The following is a 14,679-nucleotide window of genomic DNA, read 5'->3' as shown; positions in this document are numbered from 1 at the left end:
CCCATGTTCGGATGCCAACCAAGGACCGCAGTTATGAGCCCAGACGAAAAAAGTCGTATTGAAGCATTAACAAGTAAAACGACAACTCGCTGCATTGGTAGGTTTTTGATCAACTTGCCGGAGCAGCTGGTCGAGAGTACTGAAGGCGGACCCGAAATCAATGGCGCGTCACTAAGGGTCGTGCCGATGTCCGAGCGAGACTATCAAAACCTGCTGCAAGCAAAAATAAAGGATTATGCATCCAAGGTCCTCCCCGGGACGGACAAATTCCCTTTCCTAAAGTCGGCAACGATGCTTGGGAAGACGCAAACTGCTGTTCTGTTCGATCGAGCAGAGAATGATGGCGGGACCAGTCGAATGGGGCGCATGCTTGAACTGATAGAGTGGAAGAATGACTATGCGATTTTCGCCGATATTGCCGCAATCGATACTGATTTTCCTGAGTTTGCAAATGACGCTTGGATCAAGGAATCGAAAACAACAACAAAGGAAAAGAGCGAACAATTAATCGAACTGGTGAGCCGAACGCGTGGCCGTCAGAACGGTGAGATCCCAACCCAGACAGGACTTTGTTTTCGGAACGGATTTGTCGCTGGCCCGTCGACATCTGCGGAGAGAGTCGCGCATTCTTTTAAACTCAAAAACGCCAATGATGTGTTTTTTGCTTTCAGTTTCGATAGCTCGTACGTGCGGTCTGATTCTTTGGTTAACCGTGGACTGAGCACCAAGCCAATCATCGAATCAGCACAAGGACGCATCCTTAGAGTGGGAAAGCGTCCAGTAGACCAAGTAAGTGAAGGCGAGGAATTTTTGTACAAGATGCTCGGCGAGCCAGACCCCGAACGGAAACAGATTATGACCTACAAATTTACGTTCGAAGCGAACAACAAGATCGGGAGCGCTAATTCCCCGCTGATTGCTATTGACTTTGACAACGGCGATGTGCGTCCTGTCGATGGGCAAGACTCGCGAAAAACGACGGCGGGCCTTATTGGGACTGCGACGCTTAGCGAAATGGAAGCGGTCGCGCTGTGGGACGCTGTAATTCCCTCGCTTCGACCGCGCAGCGGCGCGTTCTAGATTCATTCGCCAAGCCAATCACGGAACTTCGGCATGGACTGGTCCGATACTGGTGCGGTGTGTTAATGCTGCGCCGTCTGCCCGCGCAGCTTACCCACAATCCCCGCGGGGAAGAAGTAAATCGACAGCACAAATAGCACGCCGAGCCACAGCATCCAGCGGTCCGGATGCAGCGCCTCGGCCAGCAGCGGGATGCCGGCCAGCGACGAGGCGCCATCGGCCATCAGCATCTTCAGGTAGTTCTGCGCGATGATGAACAGCGTCGCGCCAACCACGGCGCCATACATCGTGCCCATGCCGCCAATGACGACGATCAGCAGGATATCTGTCATCACCTCGAACCCGAGCATCGTCTTGGGGCCGACATAACGCAGCCACAGCGCCATCAACGCGCCGGCCAGCGCCGCCACCAGCGCCGCCAGCACGTTGGCCCAGATCCGGTACAGGACCGTGCGATAGCCCAGCGCCTCGGCGCGGAACTCGTTTTCGCGGATCGCTTGCAGCACCCGGCCAAACGGCGAATTCACCAGCCGCAGCATGAACAGGAACAGCAGCAGGCAGCCGAAGAAGACGATGTAATAGGTGATGACTTTGCCGTCGATGGCGCGCCCGAAGATCTCGTTCTCGATCAACTTGAAGCCCGGCGACAGCAGCTCCGGCGCGCTGAAGGTCTTGCCGTCCTCGCCGCCGGTAAAGTCGGACAGCTGCGACGCCAGCACGGCAAACGACGACGCCACCGCTAGCGTGATCATGGCGTAGAAGATGGCGCGCACGCGCAACGCGAACAAACCTACCACCAGGGCGAGCGCAATCGTCAGCAGCAGCGCGAGGACCAGGCCCACCAGCGCGCCGGTCCACGTCGGGCCTGCGCTAGCCAGACCAAGGCCGACGCCGTAGGCGCCGATCCCGAAAAACATCGTGTGCGCGAACGAGACGATGCCGGTGTACCCGAGCAGCAGGTCGTACGAGGCCACCAGCACGATGTAGATGCAAATCGTGGCGGCAGTATTGAGCGGGCGCGCGCCGGAGGTCAGGAACGGCGCCAGCGCCAGGCCGAGGAACACGGCCAGCAGCAGGGCGCCAAGCACGCGGCTGCGCGGCAGGTCGCCGGAGAAAATACGAGTCAGTAAAGTCATTGCGGTCCCTAGCGCCTTGCGTTGGAAAACAGGCCGGCCGGGCGCCACATCAGCACGGCGATCATCAGGATAATGTTCGATACCAGCGCCACCTTCGGCGCCAGGAAGCCGGCGTAGTTGGCGGCCAGCGCCATCAAGAGCGCGCCGATGAAGCACCCGCCCACCGATCCGAGACCGCCGATGATGATGACGATAAAAACGGCCACCATGATTTCGCTGCCCATCGACGCCGTCAGCGTCTCCTTGTACAGGCCCCACATCACGCCGCCCAGGCCCGCCAGCGCGGAGCCGGCAGCGAACACCATCACGAACAGGCGTCGCACGCGGTAGCCAAGCGCCTCGACCATTTCGCGGTTCTCGACGCCGGCGCGAATCAGCAGGCCAATCTTGGTGCGGTTCAGTACCAGGAACATGGCGGCGAATACGATCAGGCCGATCACCACCGCCACCAGGCGGTATTTTTCGACCGCGGCGTCGCCCAGCACGATGGCGCCGCGCAGGCTTTCGGGCAGCGGCAGCGGAATCTGCTCTGCGCCCCAGATCACGTTGATCAGCTGCTCGGCGACGATCATGCCGCCCATCGTGATCAGGATCTGCTTGAGGTGCTGGCCGTACACCGGCTTGATGATGATGCGCTCGAACGCCCAGCCCAGCACGCCGGTAACCAGCATCGCCACCAGGATCGCCAGGCCAAGCACGCCGAGGTTGAGCGGCAGCGAATCGACTTCGAGCATGCCGCGCATCGGCAGCAGCACCATCGTGGCGGCATAGGCGCCGACGGCGACGAAGGCGCCGTGGCCGAAATTGAGCACGTCCATCAGACCGAACACCAGCGTCAGGCCGCTGGCCATGATAAAGATCATCATCCCCATCGCGAGACCGGCGACGGTGAGCGTAATCCAGGTGGGGAAGCTGCCCACTAGCGGCAGCATCGCCAGCATCAGCGCCGGCACCAGCAGCAGCGGCGCGATATCGCGCTTGGCCGCCGGCAGCACGGCGTCCGGCGCCGCGGGCAGGCGCACTTCGGTCACGGCGGGAGGAACGAGGGTGGTCATGTTGGCGGTCCTATTGGTGGGAGTCGAGCGAGAGCCCGAGCAGGCGCTGTTGCAAGTCCAGGTCCTCGACCAGTTCGCGCATGGCGCCGGCGTGCACGACCCGGCCATCGTCCATCACGGCGACGGAATCGCCCAGCGATTTGACGACGCTGAAGTTCTGCTCGACCAGCAGGATGGTGGTGTCGGTATCCTTCAGCTCGCGGAAGGCGGCAATCAGGCTCTGGATGATGGCGGGCGCCAGGCCCTTGGTCGGCTCGTCGACCAGCAGCAGCTTGCGCGGCTCGACGATGGCGCGCGCGATCGCCACCATCTGCTTCTGGCCACCCGACAAGTTACCGGCCGGGTAATTCCAGAATTTCTTCAGCGCCGGAAAAAAGCCGAAGATCCATTCGGCCCTGGCGTCGTCCAGCGGGCCATTGCGCGCGGCCAGCAGCATGTTTTCGCGCACGGTCAATTCGGAAAACACCGCCATCGATTCGGGCACGTAGGCGATGCCCAGCTGCGCGATGTCGGGCGTGGCCATCTTGCTGATCTCGCGGCCGTCGAACTTGACGCTGCCGGCGCTGGCCTGCCACAGCCCCATGATGGTGCGCAGCGTCGTCGTCTTGCCGGCGCCGTTACGGCCCAGCAGCACCGACAGGCCGCCGCGCGGCACCACCAGGTCCACCCCTTGCAGGATGTGGTACTGGCCGATGTGCGTGTGCACGCCGGACAGCGTCAGGAGAGGTTCATGCATGTTCGGGTGTTCCAAGATAGGCTTCCTGTACGATCTGCGAGGCCATGACTTCGACCGGATTGCCGTCGGCGACCAGGGTGCCGTTGTGCAGCACGATGATGCGGTCGGCCAGCTTGCGCACCACGTCCATCTTGTGCTCGACGAGCAGGATCGTCTTGTTGCGCTCGGCCTTGACCTGGTGGATCAGGTCGAGCACCACCGGCACCTCGTCGACGCTCATGCCGGCGGTCGGCTCGTCGAACATCATCACGTCCGGTTCCAGCGCCAGCAAAATCGCCACTTCGAGCTTGCGCTTGTCGCCATGCGACAGCGTCGCGACCTTGGTGTCGCGCCGCCCGTCGAGCGCCACGCGCTCGAGGTAATGGCCGGCGCGCTCGATCAGTTCCTTGTGGCTGAACCACATCGAGAACATGTTCATGCCGATGCCGGCATGGCTCTGAACGGCCAGCCGCACGTTTTCCAGTACCGACAGGTTAGGGAACAGGTTGGTGAGCTGGAAGGCGCGGCCGATGCCGAGCCGGGTGCGATGCGCCGCGCCTGAGCCGGTGATGTCCTTGCCGCGCAGGTGCACGCTGCCCGACGTCGCCGGCAGCTGCCCCGACATCAGGTTGAAGTAGGTGGTCTTGCCGGCGCCGTTCGGGCCGACGATCACGGTCAGCGTGCCGGGATAAAAATCGGCCGTGACCTGGTTGACCGCGACGTGGCCGCCGAAGCGGATGGTCAGGTCGCGCGTCGACAAGGATGGCACGAGCGTGCTGCTGGCGCCCATGTCAGCGCTTGTTCCGCACCGGTACCGGCATTTCGCCCGCCGGGATCTCGCGCACCAGCTCGAGCAGGTCCCATTCGCTCTTCTGCTGCTTCTTGATGCGGAAGTGGTACATCGACTGGATCGCCTGGTGGTCTTCCTTGCGGAAGCTCATCTTGCCCTTTGGCGTCTCGAACTCCATGCCTTCCATCGCCGCCACCAGCTTTTCGCTGTCGCCGGAACCAGCCTTGGTCAATGCGGTGACGACCGCGCTGGCCGCGGCGAAGCCGCCGGCGGTGAACATGTCGGGCGGCGCCTTGTAGCGCTTGGTGTGCTCGGCCACCAGCCAGTCGTTCATCTTGTTCTTCGGGAAGGCGTAGTAGTAATAGATCGTTCCTTCGGTACCGCCGAAGTTTTTCCACGTTTTAAGCACCGGCAGGATGTTCCCGTTCGGCGCCAGGGTGATGCCGTAGCGTTCAGGCTTCATGTCGGCGATCTTGTTCATCGGGTGCGGACCGGCCCAGACGATCGACAGCACGCGCGGCTGCGGCTTGTCCTTGAGCGCGTCGAACAATCGCTGCGCCGACGCGGTGAAATCGGTCGCGGTCTGCGGCGCGTATTCTTCATGGACCACGTTGGCCTTGCGCCCGGCTGCCGCCATCGCCGCCTTTACCGCCTTGACGCCGTCGCGCCCGAACGCGTAATCCTGCGCCAGGAACGCGTAGCTGCCGGCCGGCGAAACGGCGGCGGCGGCGGCGGCGTCCTGCGTCGAATTGCGCGCGGTACGGAAAATGTAGCGGTTCCATTTGTCGCCGGTGATGGCGTCGGCCACCGCCGGCTCGACGATCAGCACCTTCTTGTATTCGAGCGCCACCGGCAGCATCGCGATGGCCGAACCGGACGAGCTGGTGCCGACCGCGATGTCGACCTTGTCGTCGCCATACGCTTCGGCCAGCAGGGTGCGGCCGAGGTCAGGTTTGCTCTGGTCGTCCTTGATGATGACCTTCAGCTTGCGGCCATTGATCTCCATCTTCCCGCCGGTCAGGTACTCGAGGCCCATCATGAAGCCGGTCTCGGTCTCCTTGGCGTACGCTTCGAGCACGCCGGTCTTGCCGGCGATGAGGGCGACCTTCAGGTCCTGGGCGGATGCGGCGGCCGGCGCGAAAGCGGCGGCAACGAGCACGGGAATCAGCAGGGGAATCAGTTTTTTCATTGCGTGTGTCTCCGTCAAAGTGTCAGCCCGCCCGTAACTTCGAGCGTGGCACCATTAATGTAGCTCGCTTCGGCCGACAGCAGAAAAACCGCTGCCGCGGCGATCTCGCGCGGTTGTCCCATCCGCTTCTGCGGGATCTGTGCCACCATCTCGTCGATGACCCGCACCGGCATCTTTGCCAGTATCGGCGTTTCGATGAAGCCGGGGCAAATCGCATTGCTGCGCACGCCCTTGCGACCGAGCTCGCGCGCCCACGTCTTGCTCATGCCCAGCACGCCGGCCTTGGCGGCGGCGTAATTGGTCTGGCCGTAGTTGCCCGTCAGGCCGACGATCGACGAGATGTTGACGATCGAGCCGGCACTGGCGAGCAGCGCCTCGACGCTGGCGCGGGTGCAGTTAAACACACCTTTGAGGTTGATGTCGATGACCCGGTCCCACTGCGCTTCGCTCATCTTCGATATCTGCGCGTCGGCGACGACGCCGGCGTTGTTGACCAGGCCATCGATGCGGCCAAAGCGCGCCAGCGTCGCCTTCACCGCGTCGTGCACCGCCGCCAGGTCGGCCACGTCGACGATGAAGCCGGCGATCTGCGCGCGCGGATTACGATCGCCAATCCGTTCGAGCACGCCGGCTATCGCGTCGGCCTGGTTGTCCCACACCGCCACGGCGGCGCCGGCGTCGGCGCAGCGTTCGGCGATCGCAAAACCAATGCCTTGCGCGGCGCCGGTGACGACGATCACCTTGCCGCACAGGTTCATGGCGCCGGCGTTGTTCAATCTACGCTCCCGAGAAAATCGCGCAGCGCCGCCATTGCCTGCGGCTCGTTGAGCATCGGCGCGTGGCCGACGTCGGCCACTTCGGCGTACGCCATCATCGGCGCCGCCGCCCGCATCATCGACACCTGTTCCTGCTCGACCAGGTCGGATAGCGCACCGCGGATCAACAGGGTGGGGCGCTTGTGCGCCAGCCGGCGGAAGGCAAAACGCGCCGTCAGCGACGACGGCTTGAGCTTGCCGGTGCGGATGCCGATGGCGATGCTCGGATCGTAGCGCATGCCGAGCTGGCCGGGCGCGGTCTCGGCGAACGCGCGGCGCGCCCACTTGTCCCAGTCGTGCTCCGTGTTGGCGGGGAAGGCCACTTCATTTATGCCGCGCATGTAGGCGGCCGCGTCGTCCCAGCTGGCGACCGGTTCGGAATTGCCGGCGTAACCGGCGATGCGCTGCAGGCCACGGCCCGACAGCGCGGGACCGACGTCGTTGAGCACCGCGGCGGCGATCAGCTTGAGACGGCGCAGCGCCAGCGTCATCGTGATCAGGCCGCCCATCGAGGTGCCGATGAAGACCGCGCGCGCGATGCCCAGGTCGTGCGCCAGCTTGACGATGTCGCCGGCGTAGACCATCAGGTTGTAGTTGGCCGGATTCGGGTCGTACGCCGAGTTGCCGCGGCCGCGCACGTCGACTGCCAGCACGCGCCGGCCCTGGGCGGCGATCCATGGCGCCAGCTCGTCGAAGTCGGCGGAATTGCGCGTCAGCCCGTGGATGCAGATGACCGGCAGGCGCGCCGGCCCGCTGGCCGCCGCATAGTCGCGTGCGTACAGGCGCAGGCCGTCGTCGCTGGTAAAGCTGGTTTCGCTGAAAGTGGCCACGTCCGTCCCGTATATTTTTTTGGAATCCTGATTGCCGTGCAGTGTGCGCCAAAAGCCCCTTGTTCGTAAGATAAGACGGCGAACACCCTTTGTGCATTAATGCACAACGCCAGGCGGCAGCGGGCAAATCGGCTCCGTCTTGCTGTGCATTTGTGCCCCGTTTGATGAATGAATTGCCATTTCGATGCGCACTGATGCACAATGTCTCGCATGAAAACCTTGCCTGAGTGGACAGATCTGCGTTTCTTTCTCGAGCTGGCGCGCGCCGGCACCTTGTCCGGCGCCTCGCGCGGGCTCGAGGTCGAACACACCACCGTGGCGCGCCGCATCGACCGCCTCGAGACGCAGCTCGGCACCACGCTGTTCGATCGCTCGCGCGAAGGCTACGAGCTGACCGAGATGGGCCAGGCGCTGCTGCCGCACGCCGAAGTGATGGAAAGCGCGGCGCTGGCGGCGCAGGACCAGCTAAGCGGCAACCAGGTCGAAGTGCGCGGCGTGGTGCGCCTCGGCGTGCCGGAGGTGCTCGGCGTGCGCGTCATCACGCCCCTTCTGGCGCGCTTCCTGACCGAGCATCCGGACCTGTCGATCGACCTGCTGGTGCAGCCGCGCTTCGCCAACCTGGCCAACCGCGAGGCGGACCTCGGCGTCACGCTCGATGCGCCCAACACGGGCCGCTACATGGTCACGCGGCTGGCGTCGTTCCGGCTGTATTTGTACGGCTCGCCCGACTACCTGGCGCGCCACCGGCCGATCGAGCGCCAGTCCGACCTGGCCGAACACGATTTCGTCGACTACGTGCAGGACCGGCTGGCCAGCAACGAACTCAATTTTCTCGACGCGCTCGGCTTCACGCCGCGCCGGCGCCTGTGCTGCACCGGCATGATGGCGCAGGCCGAAGCGGCCGCCGCCGGCCTGGGGCTGATGATGGCGCCGCCGTATGTGATTCCGGACGACGGCCGGCTGGTGCCGATCCTGCAGGACGTGGTGTTCGCCGAGCGCGCCTACTGGATGGTGGCGCCGGTCGACCTGTACCGCCTGCCGCGTGTGCGCGCCGTGTGGAACCTGCTGCGCGAATACGCCGACGCGCAGCCGGAGCTGTTCGTCCATGCCGGCGGCACGGCGCTCAGTTCGCCGCGCCTGCGCAAAGCATAAATACCGAACTTCGATCGATATCCGGAGTCTGACCATAGGTCAGACACGCATATATAAAAAGGGCGCCGCATTTAAGATGCGGCGCCCTTTTGTTGGTTTGGAACGACTAGCTTAGAACTTGTAGCCGAGCGTCAGGCGCACAGTGCGCGGGTCGCCGTAGAACGTGGTGACGGTGTTGAAGAAGCCGGAGAAGTTGTAGCCGGCGACCTTGTAGCGCTTGTCGAGCAGGTTGCGGCCATGCAGGCCCACTTGCAGTTTGCGGTCGCTGCTGGTCCACACCAGGCCTGCATCCCACAGCGAGTAGCCAGCCTGCGCCAGCCTCAGGTTGGACGGCACGGTGGCGTCGAGCGCCGGGGTAGAGCCGGTGCGGGCGAATTCGGTCTGGTAGACCATGCCCTTGTACGAGACGCTGTTGATCAACGACAGGGTGCCGGAGCGGCCCATCAGCGGCATGCCCCAATCGTACGTGGCGGTGATGTTGGCGGCGTGCTTCGGCGTGTTCTGGAACTCGGCTTGCGCGGCGACGTTGATCAGCGCGGTGCCGGCGGCGTTCGGAACGATCCACTCATTGTACTTGGCATCGATGTAGCTGTACATGCCGCTGATATTGAGCTGGCTGGTCACATGCGACACCGCCTCGAGCTCGAAGCCCTTGATCTTGGCCTTGCCGGCATTGCTCAGGGAACCGGCGAAGCCGTTGACGTTGCCGGCGGCGTCATACGTCGGCACCGAGCCCGGGATCTGCACGTTCTTGTAGTCCGTGTAGAACACCGCTGCGTTGGTCTGCAGGCGCCCGCCATTCATGCTCGACTTGATGCCCAGCTCGAACGCGGTGACTTCCTCCGGATTGACGCCTTTGCGCTTGGCGAGCGAGCCCGGAGTGTTCGGGTTGCCGGCCAAGTCCATGCGCGGATCGAACATGCCGCCCTTGAAGCCTTGCGAGGCGGTGCCGTAGATGTTGTGCTCCGGCGCGAACTTCCAGCCGAAGCCCAGCTTTGGCGTGAACTTGGTGTCGGTGCGGTGCAGCGCATCCTTGCCAAGGTCGGTGTTGGCGACGCCGCCGACGGCTGCCGGGTTGCCCAGCGTCGGCGAGCCGGTCAGGCCGAGGTAGTTCTTCTTGAAGATGCGCGCGCTGCGCTCGTCGTCGGTGTAGCGGCCGCCGATGTTGATGTTGAAGGTGTCGGTGACGTTGTAGCTGACGTCGGCGAATGCGGCCCAGGTCTTCGAGTCGATGTCGTCGAGGGTGTACAGCGACAGGCCGCCGGCGGCGTTGTACAGCACGTCGAATTCGTTGAACGCGTTCGACTTCATCCAGAACACGCCGGCCACGCCCTGGAACTTCGAGCCGGTGTAGGTGAACTGGAATTCCTGGCTGGTCTGGTTGTCCGAGTAGATGGTCGGCGCCTCGAACAGCGGCGTTGGCAGCGAATCGAAATCGATCGGCGCGAAGGTCTTCGATTTGCGGTACGCGGTGACGGACTTGAACGACAGGGTCGGGCTGATCTGGTACTCGCCCATCAGCGACGTGCCCTGGACGATGACTTGCTGCGCGTGGCCGTTGACAGCGTTCAGGTTCGAACGGGTGTCGTAGTCGCCGCCGAGCGGCGGCAGGTTGGTCGGCGCAGGGCCGGCGGTGAGGCGGTAGCCTTGTTTTGGATTCGAGTCGTCGACCGTGCGGTCGGTTGCCAGGCGGATGAACAGGTCGCTGTTGGGCGTCAGTTCCACGCTCAGGCGGCCGGCGACGACTTCCTTGTTGTAGTTCTCGGCGCCGGTGATGACGTTCTTGCCGAAGCCGTCGCGGTTGAAGGTGGCGATGGTGCCGCCGACGCGCAGCATCTCGTTGACCGGGGTGCTCGCCTTGAGAACCAGGTCCTTCTGGCCGTAGCTGCCGATGGTGGCCTTGGCGTCGAGCGTCATCTTCGGCGCCAGCTTGCGGGTGACGTACTTGATGGCGCCGCCGATGGTGTTGCGGCCGTACAGCGTGCCTTGCGGGCCGCGCAGCACTTCGATGCGTTCGAGGTCGTAGATGTCGGTCAGCGCGCCTTGCGGGCGGACCAGGTAGATGTCGTCGAGGTAGATGCCGACGCCTTGCTCGTAGCCGGCGACCGGGTCTTGCTGGCCGACGCCGCGGATGAAGGCGGTCAAGGTGGTGTTGGTGCCGCGCGAGCTTTTCAGCGTGGTGCCGGGGATCATGTTGGCCAGCGCGGCGATGTCGGGGATGGCCTGCTTTTCGAGCTGGGCGCCGGAGATGGCGGTGACCGCGCCCGGCACGTCCTGAATCAGCTCGGCGCGGCGGCGCGCCGTGACGACGACTTTTTCGATGTCGCCGTTGGCGGTCTGGCCGCCGGTATCGGTCTGCGCGTATGCCGTGCTCCACGACACGGCGGGGATCGCCATGATCAGCGCGACCGAGCGACGCAGCACCGTCTTCTGTTTATTCGTCATACGCATTACAGTCTCCTTCAGGGTTATTTTATGTTTTGTTATTGCGGCTTATTCACAATGCAACAGAGTGTGCCCGGTTTGGCAGTTCATTAATAGCCAGCCGCTTGCAAGGCCTGTGTGCAAAATTGCACAACATGGGTGCGGAAAGGGCTTTTTCGCAGCGAAGGAGCGCGCAAGCGGACGGTGCTCGTAGTTTTGCCAGGGTGGGCGCGAGCGTAGCGAAGGCGCAACGGTTTGCTGAATTGCTCGCTAAAACCGTCGTCGTGTCGGCCACTGGCGAACCCGACTTCCGAAGGATGCGGGCACGACGGTCTTAGTTCAACTGCGGAAGGGGTTGCGGTCGGTCAGCTCGTCGATGTAGTCGTCGATGCCGCCGGCTTCCTGCTCGAGGAAGCGCTCGATGGCGTCGGCGAACGCGGGGTGGGCCAGCCAGTGCGCCGACCAGGTCTTGGTCGGCAGGAAGCCGCGCGCCATCTTGTGCTCGCCCTGGGCGCCGCCTTCGAAGACGGCGATGCCTTGCTCGATGCAATACTCCAGCGGCTGATAATAGGCCGTCTCGAAGTGCAGGCAGGGCACGTGTTCGAGTTCGCCCCAGTAGCGGCCAAACAGCGTATCGGCCGAGTGGATCACCAATGAGGCGGCGATCGGCTCGCCGTCGCGCTCGCCGATCACCAAGAGGATGTTGTCGGGCATGCTGCGGCCGATGCGGCGGAAAAAATCCAGGTTCAGGTAGGGCGTCGAGCGGTGCGCCGCATAGGTGTGCTGGTAGCAGCGGTCGAACAAGCGCCAGTCGGCGTCGGTGGCATCGCGCCCGCGCACCCGCCGCAGCGTGACGCCGGCCTCGCGCACCTTGCGCCGCTCGGCGCGGATGTTCTTGCGCTTTTTCTGCTCCAGCGTAGCGAGGAAGGCATCGAAATCGGCGTAGCCGGCGTTAAGCCAGTGGAACTGCACGCCGCTGCGCAGCATGAAGCCGGCTTCGGCCAGTTGCTGGGCCTGGTCCTCGGGCGGATACAGGATATGGGTCGACGACACGCCGGATGCTTTCTGGGTGGCGCGCAGCACCTTCAGCAAGGCCGCGCGCGCCGTGGCGTCGACCGCCATCAGGCGCGGGCCGGTCACCGGGGTGAATGGAATGGCCGACAGCAGCTTCGGGTAGTAGTCGAGGCCGTTGCGGTGATAGGCGTCGGCCCAGGCCCAGTCGAACACGTACTCGCCGTACGAGTGCGCCTTGACGTACAGCGGCATGGCGGCGGCCAGCGTGTCGCCATCGTACAGCGCGATGAACTGCGGCTGCCAGCCCGACTCTGCGCTGGCGCTGCCGGACTCGTGCAGCGCGTGCAGGAATGCGTACGACAGGAACGGGTTGCTGCGCGGCTGCGCCGCGGCCAGCTGATCCCATGCGCCCTGGCCGATGTCCGATAGGGAAGAAACGATATGCGTGCGATAATTCATTATCCAAATTCGGTGTGATCAGGTATTACCGTTATGACAGTCAAAGTAGCTATCGTTCAGATGAACAGCACCGTCGGCGACCTCGCCGGCAACCGCGCCCGCATCCTCGACGCTGCCCGCCGCGCCGCCGCGGACGGGGCCGACATCGTGCTCACGCCCGAGATGTCGCTGGTCGGCTACCCGCCTGAAGATCTGCTGCTGCGCAATGCATTCTACGCAAAAACCGAGGAAACGTTGGTGGGGCTGGCCGCCGACCTGGCCGCCTTCCCCGGACTGCACGTGATCGTCGGCCATCCGGGCACCGACGGCAAGGCGCGCTACAACGCCTCGTCGGTGCTGCTCGACGGCGCCGTGTCCGCCACCTACCGCAAGCACGAGCTGCCGAATACCACCGTGTTCGACGAGAAACGCTACTTCACGTCGCGCGACGAGCCGCTGGTGTTTGCCGTCAAGGGCGTGCGCTTTGGCCTGAACATCTGCGAAGACACCTGGTTCCCGCACGCGCCGCAACGCGCGAAGGCGGCCGGCGCCGAAGTGCTGCTGGTGCCGAACGGCTCGCCGTACCACATGAACAAGCAGGACCTGCGCTACGAGACGATGCGCCAGAACGTCAGCGTGCTGGGCATGTCGCTGGTGTACGCCAACCTGGTCGGCGGCCAGGACGAGCTGATCTTCGACGGCCACTCGTTCGTGATGGACCAGGAAGGCGAGCTGCGCGTGCAGCTCAAGCATTTCGAGGAAGACCTGTGCATCGTCGAATTCGACGGCGCGCGGCCGGTGGCGCAGCCGCTGCCGGCGGTGTTGCCGCTCGAAGGGCAGGTCTACAAGGCGCTGGTGCTGGGCGTGCACGACTACATCGGCAAGAACGGTTTTCCGGGCGTGCTGATCGGCATGTCGGGCGGCGTCGATTCGGCGTTGACGCTGGCCATCGCGGTCGACGCGCTCGGCGCCGACAAGGTGCGCGCGATCATGATGCCGTCGCAATACACGGCCGACATTTCGTGGATCGATTCGCGCGAGATGGTCGGGCGGCTCGGCGTGCGCTACGACGAGATTCCGATCCAGGCCACGTTCGACGCCTTTCGCGCCACGCTGGCGGCCGAATTTGCCGGCCTGAAGGAAGACGCGACGGAAGAAAACATCCAGGCGCGCATCCGCGGCACCTTGCTGATGGCGCTGTCGAACAAGCACGGCAGCATCGTCCTTACCACTGGCAACAAGAGCGAGATGGCGGTCGGCTACTGCACGCTGTATGGCGACATGGCCGGCGGCTTCGCCGTCATCAAGGACATCGCCAAGACGCTGGTGTACAGGCTGTGCGACTGGCGCAATGCGCAGTCCGACGTGATTCCGCAGCGCATCCTGACGCGCGGACCGTCGGCCGAGCTGCGCGAGAACCAGCTCGACCAGGATTCGCTGCCGCCGTACGAGATCCTCGACGGCATCATGCGGATGTACATGGAAGAGAACCATTCGATCGCCGAGATTGTCGCGGCCGGCTATCCGGCGGCCGACGTGGCGCGCGTGACGCGGCTCATCAAGATCAACGAATACAAGCGGCGCCAGTCGCCGGTCGGCATCCGCGTCACGCACCGCGGCTTTGGGCGCGACTGGCGCTACCCGATCACGTCCAAGTTTTACGAGTAATTAAAAGGGAGTTAGCGATGAAACAGATTACCTGTGTGATCAAGCCGTTCAAGCTGGACGAAGTGCGCGAGGCGCTGGCCGACGTCAACGTGACGGGCCTGACGGTGACGGAGGTGAAGGGGTTCGGCCGGCAGAAGGGCCACACCGAGCTGTACCGCGGCGCCGAATACGTCGTCGATTTCCTGCCGAAGGTGAAGATTGAAGTGGTCGTCGACGACAGCATGACCGAGCAGGTGGTGGACGCGATCATCAAGGCGGCGCGCACCGGCAAGATCGGCGACGGCAAGATTTTCGTGCAGGACGTGCAGCAGGTGATCCGCATCCGCACCGGCGAGACGGGCCCGGAAGCGGTGTAATTGTCTTTGCCAGCGGG

Annotated in this window: 13 protein-coding genes; 4 read left to right on the top strand and 9 right to left on the bottom strand. The window is 63.8% G+C overall.

Annotated elements, in window-relative coordinates; genetic code table 11:
* The first annotated feature begins 33 nt into the window (after positions 1-33).
* A complete protein-coding gene (locus tag ACP7DD_RS20275) occupies positions 34-1,080 on the top strand; it encodes a T6SS immunity protein Tli4 family protein (RefSeq protein WP_426176618.1) in 1,047 nt (348 codons plus the stop codon).
* Between the two features lie 62 nt (positions 1,081-1,142).
* On the opposite strand, the gene ACP7DD_RS20270 is transcribed toward ACP7DD_RS20275, so the two are convergent.
* Genes ACP7DD_RS20270 through ACP7DD_RS20240 form a run of 7 tightly spaced genes read right to left on the bottom strand, consistent with a single transcriptional unit; the run spans position 1,143 to position 7,610 of the window.
* Complete coding sequence (locus ACP7DD_RS20270; RefSeq protein WP_426176617.1) at positions 1,143-2,216, bottom strand: branched-chain amino acid ABC transporter permease; 1,074 nt, start codon at positions 2,214-2,216, stop codon at positions 1,143-1,145.
* A gap of 8 nt (positions 2,217-2,224) precedes the next feature.
* Positions 2,225-3,271 carry a branched-chain amino acid ABC transporter permease gene (locus ACP7DD_RS20265; RefSeq protein WP_426176616.1) on the bottom strand — a complete coding sequence of 349 codons (1,047 nt, stop codon included), beginning with the start codon at positions 3,269-3,271 and terminating at the stop codon, positions 2,225-2,227.
* A gap of 10 nt (positions 3,272-3,281) precedes the next feature.
* Complete coding sequence (locus ACP7DD_RS20260; protein WP_426176614.1) at positions 3,282-4,007, bottom strand: ABC transporter ATP-binding protein; 726 nt, start codon at positions 4,005-4,007, stop codon at positions 3,282-3,284.
* A complete protein-coding gene (locus ACP7DD_RS20255) occupies positions 4,000-4,776 on the bottom strand; it encodes an ABC transporter ATP-binding protein (protein ID WP_426176612.1) in 777 nt (258 codons plus the stop codon). The genes ACP7DD_RS20260 and ACP7DD_RS20255 overlap by 8 nt, the downstream gene beginning before the upstream one ends.
* A gap of 1 nt (position 4,777) precedes the next feature.
* Positions 4,778-5,965 carry a substrate-binding domain-containing protein gene (locus tag ACP7DD_RS20250; RefSeq protein WP_426176610.1) on the bottom strand — a complete coding sequence of 396 codons (1,188 nt, stop codon included), beginning with the start codon at positions 5,963-5,965 and terminating at the stop codon, positions 4,778-4,780.
* 14 nt (positions 5,966-5,979) lie between these two features.
* The gene (gene fabG / locus ACP7DD_RS20245) at positions 5,980-6,741 is read right to left on the bottom strand and encodes a 3-oxoacyl-ACP reductase FabG (protein ID WP_426176609.1); all 762 of its coding nucleotides are present in this window, start codon (positions 6,739-6,741) and stop codon (positions 5,980-5,982) included.
* Positions 6,738-7,610: an alpha/beta fold hydrolase gene (locus tag ACP7DD_RS20240; RefSeq protein ID WP_426176607.1), complete on the bottom strand. Its 873-nt coding sequence runs from the start codon at positions 7,608-7,610 to the stop codon at positions 6,738-6,740. The genes fabG and ACP7DD_RS20240 overlap by 4 nt, the downstream gene beginning before the upstream one ends.
* A 201-nt stretch (positions 7,611-7,811) precedes the next feature.
* Between ACP7DD_RS20240 and ACP7DD_RS20235 the strand changes: the two genes are divergently transcribed.
* Positions 7,812-8,762: a LysR family transcriptional regulator gene (locus tag ACP7DD_RS20235; protein ID WP_426176606.1), complete on the top strand. Its 951-nt coding sequence runs from the start codon at positions 7,812-7,814 to the stop codon at positions 8,760-8,762.
* Positions 8,763-8,873: 111 nt separating this feature from the next.
* Here ACP7DD_RS20235 and ACP7DD_RS20230 read toward each other — a convergent pair whose 3' ends face one another.
* Positions 8,874-11,213, bottom strand: a complete 2,340-nt coding sequence (locus ACP7DD_RS20230) for a TonB-dependent receptor (protein WP_426176604.1) — start codon at positions 11,211-11,213, stop codon at positions 8,874-8,876.
* A gap of 312 nt (positions 11,214-11,525) precedes the next feature.
* Positions 11,526-12,659 carry a GNAT family N-acetyltransferase gene (locus ACP7DD_RS20225; RefSeq protein WP_426176603.1) on the bottom strand — a complete coding sequence of 378 codons (1,134 nt, stop codon included), beginning with the start codon at positions 12,657-12,659 and terminating at the stop codon, positions 11,526-11,528.
* A 33-nt stretch (positions 12,660-12,692) separates the two neighbouring features.
* Here ACP7DD_RS20225 and ACP7DD_RS20220 point away from each other — a divergent pair, with 33 nt between their 5' ends.
* A complete protein-coding gene (locus tag ACP7DD_RS20220; protein WP_426176602.1) occupies positions 12,693-14,306 on the top strand; it encodes an NAD+ synthase in 1,614 nt (537 codons plus the stop codon).
* Between the two features lie 17 nt (positions 14,307-14,323).
* Positions 14,324-14,662: a P-II family nitrogen regulator gene (locus ACP7DD_RS20215; RefSeq protein WP_426176601.1), complete on the top strand. Its 339-nt coding sequence runs from the start codon at positions 14,324-14,326 to the stop codon at positions 14,660-14,662.
* Positions 14,663-14,679 lie beyond the last annotated feature (17 nt).

This window comes from Massilia sp. TWR1-2-2, from assembly GCF_049897565.1.
GTDB lineage: Bacteria > Pseudomonadota > Gammaproteobacteria > Burkholderiales > Burkholderiaceae_D > JAFCUW01.
Note: the sequence above shows the minus strand (reverse complement) of the source record. Positions and strands in the feature narration are given on the sequence as shown.

Coding starts and splice junctions, on each gene's coding strand:
- ACP7DD_RS20250 (WP_426176610.1), bottom strand. CDS start 5,965: ATGAAAAAACTGATTCCCCTGCTGATTCCCGTGCTCGTTGCCGCCGCT.
- ACP7DD_RS20255 (WP_426176612.1), bottom strand. CDS start 4,776: ATGGGCGCCAGCAGCACGCTCGTGCCATCCTTGTCGACGCGCGACCTG.
- ACP7DD_RS20265 (WP_426176616.1), bottom strand. CDS start 3,271: ATGACCACCCTCGTTCCTCCCGCCGTGACCGAAGTGCGCCTGCCCGCG.
- ACP7DD_RS20230 (WP_426176604.1), bottom strand. CDS start 11,213: ATGCGTATGACGAATAAACAGAAGACGGTGCTGCGTCGCTCGGTCGCG.
- ACP7DD_RS20215 (WP_426176601.1), top strand. CDS start 14,324: ATGAAACAGATTACCTGTGTGATCAAGCCGTTCAAGCTGGACGAAGTG.
- ACP7DD_RS20225 (WP_426176603.1), bottom strand. CDS start 12,659: ATGAATTATCGCACGCATATCGTTTCTTCCCTATCGGACATCGGCCAG.
- ACP7DD_RS20220 (WP_426176602.1), top strand. CDS start 12,693: ATGACAGTCAAAGTAGCTATCGTTCAGATGAACAGCACCGTCGGCGAC.
- ACP7DD_RS20270 (WP_426176617.1), bottom strand. CDS start 2,216: ATGACTTTACTGACTCGTATTTTCTCCGGCGACCTGCCGCGCAGCCGC.
- ACP7DD_RS20275 (WP_426176618.1), top strand. CDS start 34: ATGAGCCCAGACGAAAAAAGTCGTATTGAAGCATTAACAAGTAAAACG.
- ACP7DD_RS20260 (WP_426176614.1), bottom strand. CDS start 4,007: ATGCATGAACCTCTCCTGACGCTGTCCGGCGTGCACACGCACATCGGC.
- ACP7DD_RS20235 (WP_426176606.1), top strand. CDS start 7,812: ATGTCTCGCATGAAAACCTTGCCTGAGTGGACAGATCTGCGTTTCTTT.